Source organism: Halomonas sp. CSM-2, from assembly GCF_002119345.1.
Taxonomy (GTDB): Bacteria; Pseudomonadota; Gammaproteobacteria; order Pseudomonadales; family Halomonadaceae; genus Vreelandella; species Vreelandella janggokensis.
The window spans coordinates 1-7,882 of the sequence record NZ_NBYR01000040.1 but is presented as its reverse complement, the minus strand read 5'-3'; the positions used below and the strand labels follow the sequence as shown (position 1 = coordinate 7,882).

Below are 7,882 nucleotides of genomic sequence, written 5' to 3'. Positions count from 1 at the left end.
GTGCTGCCTTCACCGTCGGCGCCGTATTGGGCGGTGACGGCGGCGTCGAACGCCGCGGCCACACTGCCGGTGGCGGTGGCGGTGCCACCGTCGATTGTCTGGCTGTCTTGGGTTTCGAGGCTGACCTCGCTCAGGTCGACGTCTTCCAACTCAACACTTGGCCCATCGTCCACAATAGTGATGCCAAGGCTGTTAGAGGCGGTATTACCACCTGCATCCGTAACGGTATAGACGAGGCTTGCGAGGGCCTCTTCGGTACCTACTTCATGCAGCAGATTATTAGCCAGGGTGAGGGTGAAATCACCGGTTTGAGGATCAATTTGGATTTGAAACAGGAACGGCGCGTCAGGGTTGCTGTTTTGCACACGCTCATTGGAAGCCGTGAGTGTGTTGCTAGCGGCATCCCAGTCCAGGTTAAAGCTTTCTTGACCAATGCTTATTGTCTGCCCGTCCATCCCGGCAAAGCCGATACTGCCTGCGCCCAGAGGCCCAAAGCTGAATTCGATGCTACCGCTGGCCGTTACGCTGTTGAATTGAGATTGTTCTCCGAACACCAGTTGGCTTTCATCAAGCGTGATTGTTGTCGAACCCGCCGTCGGGTTACCTTCAACCTCATCATCAACGACAGTAGGATCATCAGCGTCAGCAGGCGCCTCTGCAAATTCAACCGTCTCAGGGCCTTCATCAGCACCAACGGCGTAATCATATTGAAGTCCTTGAACAGACTCTTCGATGCGCGCGAGCTGGACGAAGTCGGCGCCACCGCCGCCGCCACCACCGGCAGCACCACCGCCTGCGGCGGTTGCTTCAAGGAGTTCAAGGATGTCGCCGTCTTCTTCTTCCAGTGCGGAGAGGAGCGCTTCTACCTCTCCGTCCTGGGCGACGGTTTCTTCTTCGGTGGGCGCATTCTCGGCATCCACGTCATTGGTGATCGCGACTTCTTCGTTGCCGCCGATCAGCGTCGGAGGCAGACCGTCGTCAAAATCAAGTTGCACACTGCCATTGGTAGAGGTGACGAGCGTTTCACCTTCCTGAAGAACATCACCAACAGCCAGTTCGCGCAGGTTACCGTCAGGATCGCGTGCCCAGGCCTGACCAGTAATGGTAACAACGGTTGCAATGCTCATAGGAGTCATCCTCTAACAACAGAAATAAGGTTTTATATTGATAGTCACACTAGGCCAGACTGGGAAAGCTTAGTATTGGACCGTGGTACAGGATGGGGTGCTATTTCGGTAGGTACTTCATACGTACTGGGGGCTTTAAATCGCCCCAGCGGTATAGAAAAGGGCTAGATAGCTGGGCGTCAAGGCTGACAGGTTGCTATCCGCCAAAGAGGTTATAGCCGCTTGCTACTGGCTGACTACTTTGAGGTGGAGTAACTGAGGACCTCGTTTGCCTTTGCTGATGCGCCTTTCCCGGTCAGCTTGATAATCAGTTGTAACCGGTCATGGATATCGAGCTTGGCAAAGATAGCGGTCAAGTGAGCTTTGACGGTTCTTTCCGTTATATCGAGTTCTCGGGCCACGACTTTATTGCTGGCTCCCTTGGCCACTGCCAACGCTACTTCGCGCTCACGTTGAGTCAGTACTTCCAACACCGATGATTGAACCTGTTCGTCGCCCTTGAGTAGCCGCCAGGTGCTGCCCATGACTTGCGCCATCAGTTCGGCCGGTACCCAGATCCCCTGGTTCATTACCACCGTGGCGATTTGCTTTAGCGAATCGGCGGGGCTCAGCGCGTGGGCGTAGCCTCTTGCGCCTTGTTGAAGCGCCTCCATCGCCGCGCCGTTTTCCGGCATCATCGACAGCACCACAACGGTGGCACGCTGAGACAGGCGGCGCACGAGAGAAGACTCTTCATTGCCATGCTCTTCTTTTAATAACCACACCAGGGTGTCAGCATCCGCCCGCGCCTCGGCCTGCTCAACAGTAACGCACTCAGCCTCGGCAAAGGCGGCTTGCCAGCGGGGCATCAACGCCTGGTCTTGTGTGACAAAAAGGTGGTTCATCAGCGTTCCCCTAATGAATTATTCCACGCACGCAGGACAGGTTTCAGGAGAAACTCCATCACCGTACGCTTGCCGGTCATGATATCCACCTGGGCCGTCATGCCGGGAATGATGTCCATGTCTTCGTTATTGATCTCACCCTGTTCGGTACGTACCTTTACGCGATAAAAGGTGTTGTCATCGTCATCGTCATCGGTAATCGTGTCAGCACTGATGTTTTCGAGTTCGGCCTTTAAACCGCCATACTGGGAATAGTCGTAGGCCGTCAGCTTGACGGTTGCCTCCTGCCCAGGGGTGAGGAAAGCGATATCCTGGGGTGCAATGCGCGCTTCAACCAATAGCCGGTCATCGGTAGGAATAATATCGACGACTTCCTGCCCGGCTTGAGCAACGCCACCGATGGTCGTGATGTGCAGGGTTTGCACGACCCCTTTCACCGGCGAGCGAATATCGGCAAGCTGCACGCGATTCTCCAGGCCCGAACTGCCTTCATCCAACGCGGCAATTTCACTCAGCGTATCGGAGAGGTCGTTGCGCCACTGGCTACGCCGTTCAGCGCCCAGTTCACGCAACTGCGACTCACTTTCCTCAACGGCGGCTTCGAGCCGCTCAATGGCGGCATTGGCCTGATCGCGCTCGCCGCGGTTACGGGAAACTTCGCGCTCCAGACGCAGCACTTCGACTTCCGATACGGCGCCGGAGGATAGCAGAGGCCGCGTGAGCTGAAGCTCCTCACTGGCCATTTGCAACTCCCGGCTGGCGGTGTCGCGCCGTAGTTTTGCCTCGCGCAGTTCGGCTTCACGTTGGCGGATGCGGTCGCGAATAACGGCTTCCTGCTGGCGTAGTTCGTATAGGCTACTTTGATAGGCTTCACGCTCTTGCGAAACGGCAAGCGGCGCTTTTTCCAGCAACTCCTCGCCTGGCGAGAAGTCAGTGTCCGTCACCAGGGCACGCAGCCGCTCGGCTCGGGCTTTTAGCGCCTGGGCCTGCACCCGGTTCTCACGAAAATCGGAGACAAAGCGAGTGGGGTCGATGCGCATGATGACCTCGCCCGCTTCGACCATCTCGCCTTCCTGGACGAGGATTTCCTCGACCACGCCGCCGTCAAATGACTGGACGCGCTGCAGCTGCTGGGCGGGAATGACGCGGCCCTGGCCACGGGTGACTTCGTCAATTTCCGCAAAAGAAGCCCAGACAAGCAGCGCGATGATGGCCAGCACGATGCCGTAAAGAAATCCTCGTGCGCGGAGGGGGTCCTGTTGCATGCGCGCCCAGTCGGCATCACTGGCCCAGTCCCGATTTATATGGGCTGACGTGACACGCTTGGAAAACAACCGGTCCATGAACGGGCGAAAAGGTTTGCCGCCCTTCTCACTGAACCGGCCCAGCGCTTCAAAGCCCTGCTGTTCGGCGGATTTACGCTTTTTCGCCATTAGCTCGCCCTCCCGACCTGGCCTTTACGCAAGGCTTCGACGACTTGCTCGCGCGGGCCATCGGCAACCACTTTGCCCGCGTCCATCACGATAATGCGGTCGACAAGCGAGAGCAGCGAGGTGCGGTGGGTAACGATCACCATGGTTTTTTCTTGACTGAAACGCGTCAGGTTTTTCTTCAGCACCTCTTCGCTGGCGTGGTCCATCGCGCTGGTGGGTTCGTCGAGCAGCAGCACGCTCGGACTGTTCACCAGCGCACGCGCAATGGCGACCGATTGACGCTGACCACCGGAGAGCATATTGCCGCCCTCGCCGACCGGCAGATCAAGCCCGTGAGGATGTGACTTGACCAGTGACTCAAGGCCGCTCAATCGGACAGCCTCGAGCAGTGCCTCGTCATCAACGCTCTCGCTGCCTGCTCCGGCGACGATGTTCTCGCGCAGGGTACCGAAAAACAGCGCGATATCCTGGGGCACGTAGCCGATGTGCCGCCGCAGTTGCATGGGGTCGAACTGGCGTATGTCGACATCATCCAGGAAGATGGCACCGCCAGTGGGCTGGTAAAGCGCCAGCAACAGCTTGCTGAGGGTTGATTTGCCCGAACCGATACGACCGATCAGGGCGACCTTCTCACCCGGCTTGAGCCGGAAGCTCACGTCGTTGAGCGCGCTACGCTCTGCCTCCGGGTAGCTCAGGCTGACGCCGTCGAATTTGATATCGCCGTGCACCACGGGGCGGTTGATATAGGCCTTGCCCTCAACGCGCTCGGTGGGCTTGTCCATCACCTCGTTGAGTGACTCGAGCGCCGTGGATGACTGGTGGTATTGGGCCATCAACCCCGCCGCCTGACTGATTGGCGCCATTGCCCGGGAAGATAGCAGGTAAGCGGCGATCAGCCCGCCCTGGGTCAAATCACCTTCGATGATCATGTAGACACCGATAATGATGATCGCCACCGCCACCGTATGCTGTGTCCATAGCGCCACACTGGTGACGGACGAGCTGACCAGGCGCAACTGGGCCGCCGTACGGGAAAGAAACGCCGACGCCCGTTCCCACATGCCCTGTAAACGGCTTTCGCTGCGCAGCGCCTTGACGGTTTCCAGGTTGCCGACGGACTCCACCAGGGTGGCATTGCGCTGGGCGCCGATGCGCCAGGTGGTTTCAGAGAGCTCGTGCAGCTTACTCTGCGCGGCCAGTGCATAAAGGAAAACGAACACCGCGCCGACCACGATGGGAATCACCAGCGGCACCCCAATCAGCGCGATAATCGAGGCAAACAGAATGACAAAAGGCAGATCCACGAGCGCCACGATGGTGGCAGAGCCGATAAACGCCCGCACGGATTCAAAGGATTGCAGCGTGGCGGTAAAGGAGCCTGTTGACGCTGGCTTGGACTCCATGCTCATGCCGAGCACCCGTGACATGATGCTGGAGGTCAGTTTCACATCGGCACGGCTGGCGGCCAGGTCGACAAAGGCATTGCGCATCAGGCGTAGCGCCAGATCGAAACACAGCACGATAAAGATGCCGACGGCCAGCACCCAGAGCGTCTCGGTGGCCGCGTTGGGGACTACCCGGTCGTAAACGTTCATCACGAACAGGGGCATGGCCACGGCAAACAGGTTGATCACCGCCGAGCCGATCAATACATCGCGGTAAAGCTTGCGGTTTTCGCGGATAACGCCCCAGAACCAGTGCCGCGAGCGCTGCTTCTTGACCTCGGGGCCACGCGCATCAAAGCGGAACTTGGGCCTGACATAGGCCGCCTGGCCGCTGTAGGCGTCCTGAAGGCCGACCAGGCTGACAATGGAGCTTGCCTCACCCAGCTCGGGGAAAATGACTTCCGCCTGGCCATTTTTAATGTCCAGGTTGAGCAGCACACAGGCGCGCCCCGATTCCAAGAGCAGAATCGCTGGAAACAGGGCGGGGTTCAACTGCGACAGGCGTGATTTGACCAGCCGAGCCGTCAGGTCAGCGCGCGCCGCTGCACGCCCCAACACGCCGGGCGTCAGCCTGCCTTCCTCTAGCGGGAGACCGGCAGTCAGCGCTTCTCGTGTGGCATCGTGGTGATGAATGGATGCCACAGCGATCAAGCATTCAAGAAGCTCATCTGTATCGGTTCGAGTAGATGGTTCGTCTGATGCTACGTCTTTTTCGTTAGACACACATACCCCAAATCATAAATGCGACCTGCTTAGATTAGTGCGCCCAGCGATGCTGTCTCGCGTTCTTGTGTAACGAAAATTTAAAGAACGCGAAACAACCTACAGCGCCATCCTCTTCCTTAACTGCTGACAGGAAACGCTTCATCATACCCCATATCGCTCAACTGGCGGCGAAAGCCTGATACTGCATCAGGAGTGGTGCCTACCTGAACACGGTAAAGACCACCACCGTCAACCACGCGAGTTGGCATGTTCAACTGACCTTCAAGTTCTCTTTGCAGCTCAGCGGCCGATGACTGGCTGCTGAGGGCCGCTACCTGAAGAAATGAGCTTGCATTCGCAGGGGTGGTGTCAACGATCTCGTCCGTGAACGCTGAAGGACGCTCCGAGGGATTGCCCGAAACGTCAGCGACCGAAAGCGAATCAATGGCGCGATCCCCATCAAACGAGCGCACTGTACTGACACCCGAAGACGGATCATTACCGGTACTACCTACCAGATCCTCCAGCGTATAGTTGGCAGGCGCTTGAGTCGGGCAGATAGCCTCGGCGTCAATCTGGACGCCATCGCTATCCAGGTCTGAAAGGCTCGGCATGTCGGCGCGTGATACATCCAGGGTGCGCATCAGGTGCCCCATTGAAGCCAGCGTCTCGGCGTCGGCAATGGCAACATCATACTGAGCGTTCACGTAGGCTCGGCTGGCTTCGAAGAACTCGTTTTCGCTGTCCAACACGTCGAGCAGGGTGCGCTCGCCGATATCGAACTGCTGCTGATAAGCGCCGCGAACCCGGTCAATGGATTGGCGATGCTGATTCAGGTACTGCATCTGCTCGCGCAACCGCTGGGTGTCCCCATAGGCGATCTGGGTCGTTTGACGAACGTTGCGGCAAGCCAGCTCGCGATTTTCAACGGCTTCCTCGATGCGTTCACTCGCTGCCCGGAATGAGGCCAGATCCGAGCCACCCCGATAAAGGTTCATGCTGGCTACCAGCTCGATGCTGCTCTGGTCACGACGACCGATTGCCGCAGAATCATCGTTGTTGCTGCCGGTGCGTCCTACGATATCCAACCGCGGATGAAAGCCAGCTTCTGCAATGTCCTGCTCCGCCCGCGACGCCGCAATGTCTTCAATGGCGGCATGGAAGTCGGGGTTGCCTTCAAAGGCAAGGTTGACCGCCTCTTGCACCGAGCTGGGTAGCTCGTCTTCTAATGCCGGCGTGGGGGCCAGGTTTTCTACCGGCAGGTCGCCGACGATGCGGTTATAGCGCGCCGAGACATCATGCAGATTTGAGGCTTCGGTCAGCAGGTTGGATTCGGCCAGCGCGACACGACCGGTAATCTGCTCAAGATCAACACCGCGGCCTGCGCCGGACAGCGCACGCTCTTCGATCTGATCGTAGACCCGCATGTGCTGGCGGTAATTATCCTGAGCCAGGCGCACCAGCTCACGATAGCGCAGCACATCAGCGTAAGCCCTGGTCGCTTCCAGAGCGACGTTTTCACTGGCGCCCAATAGCTCGTAGTAACGTACCAGTTCTGCCCGGTCCAGTTGCTCTACCCGTCCGGCCGTCGCAAAACCGTCGTAGACCATTTGGGTCAACTCGAGCTGCACGTAATCAGTGTCATAACTACCGCGGCCATCACCTTCGACGGACTCGCGGCCTACGCCAGCAGTGGCATCCACGCTTGGCAGGTAACCGCCCCAGGCCTCATCCCGGTCGTAACCCGCCGCATTGAAGGCGCGGAACGCCGCGTTGACTTCGGGATTCTGGGTGATCGCCTGCTGGACAGTCTCTTGCAGATTGGATGAACCCGGAATGGCCATATCGGATGGAAGCGATTGTGCCATCGCCTGACCGAGCGGAAGGAGTGTCAGGCTGGTGCCGAAAGCGGCCGCCTGAATGATACGTGCCAAGCCAAACCGTTGGTAAAGCCCGTTGGTGTAGCTGAGTTTTTTCATCTGTGGTCCCCTCATGGAATATGAGACAGCGACTGCAGCAAAACCACCGCAATCACCGATAGCAATCGATACGTTATTTTTTTATCGCGGGACTCACCTAACACTCGTTATGTTCAGGTGGCGCATCCATTCCCGGTTTCCATACCCTGGTGGTGCTAAGCTCTAGCCCGGATGTTGCATCGGGTTGGTCAGCAGCACCCAAATGCCAGGTTTGGTGGCGATGATGCCGCCCAGAGCTGGAAGTTGGCTATATATTGATCAATTTCCTGAGCTCAAGGCGCATTTCCCCCTACCCCCATGTGTTTTCTG

Annotated in this window: 5 protein-coding genes; all 5 read right to left on the bottom strand. The window is 58.0% G+C overall.

Annotated elements, in window-relative coordinates:
* A partial coding sequence (locus tag B7L15_RS19060; RefSeq protein ID WP_176243736.1) for a retention module-containing protein occupies nucleotides 1–1,127 on the bottom strand: 1,127 nt, incomplete at its 3' end.
* Between the two features lie 236 nt (nucleotides 1,128–1,363).
* Nucleotides 1,364–2,011: a response regulator transcription factor gene (locus tag B7L15_RS19055; RefSeq protein WP_085920467.1), complete on the bottom strand. Its 648-nt coding sequence runs from the start codon at nucleotides 2,009–2,011 to the stop codon at nucleotides 1,364–1,366.
* A complete protein-coding gene (locus B7L15_RS19050; RefSeq protein ID WP_085920466.1) occupies nucleotides 2,011–3,444 on the bottom strand; it encodes an HlyD family type I secretion periplasmic adaptor subunit in 1,434 nt (477 codons plus the stop codon). The genes B7L15_RS19055 and B7L15_RS19050 overlap by 1 nt, the downstream gene beginning before the upstream one ends.
* A complete protein-coding gene (locus B7L15_RS19045; protein WP_085920465.1) occupies nucleotides 3,444–5,612 on the bottom strand; it encodes a type I secretion system permease/ATPase in 2,169 nt (722 codons plus the stop codon). Before B7L15_RS19045 ends, B7L15_RS19050 begins: the two co-directional genes overlap by 1 nt.
* Before the next feature lie 119 nt (nucleotides 5,613–5,731).
* On the bottom strand, nucleotides 5,732–7,573 hold the full coding sequence (locus tag B7L15_RS19040; protein WP_085920464.1) for a TolC family outer membrane protein: 1,842 nt from the start codon (nucleotides 7,571–7,573) through the stop codon (nucleotides 5,732–5,734).
* Nucleotides 7,574–7,882: the final 309 nt, after the last annotated feature.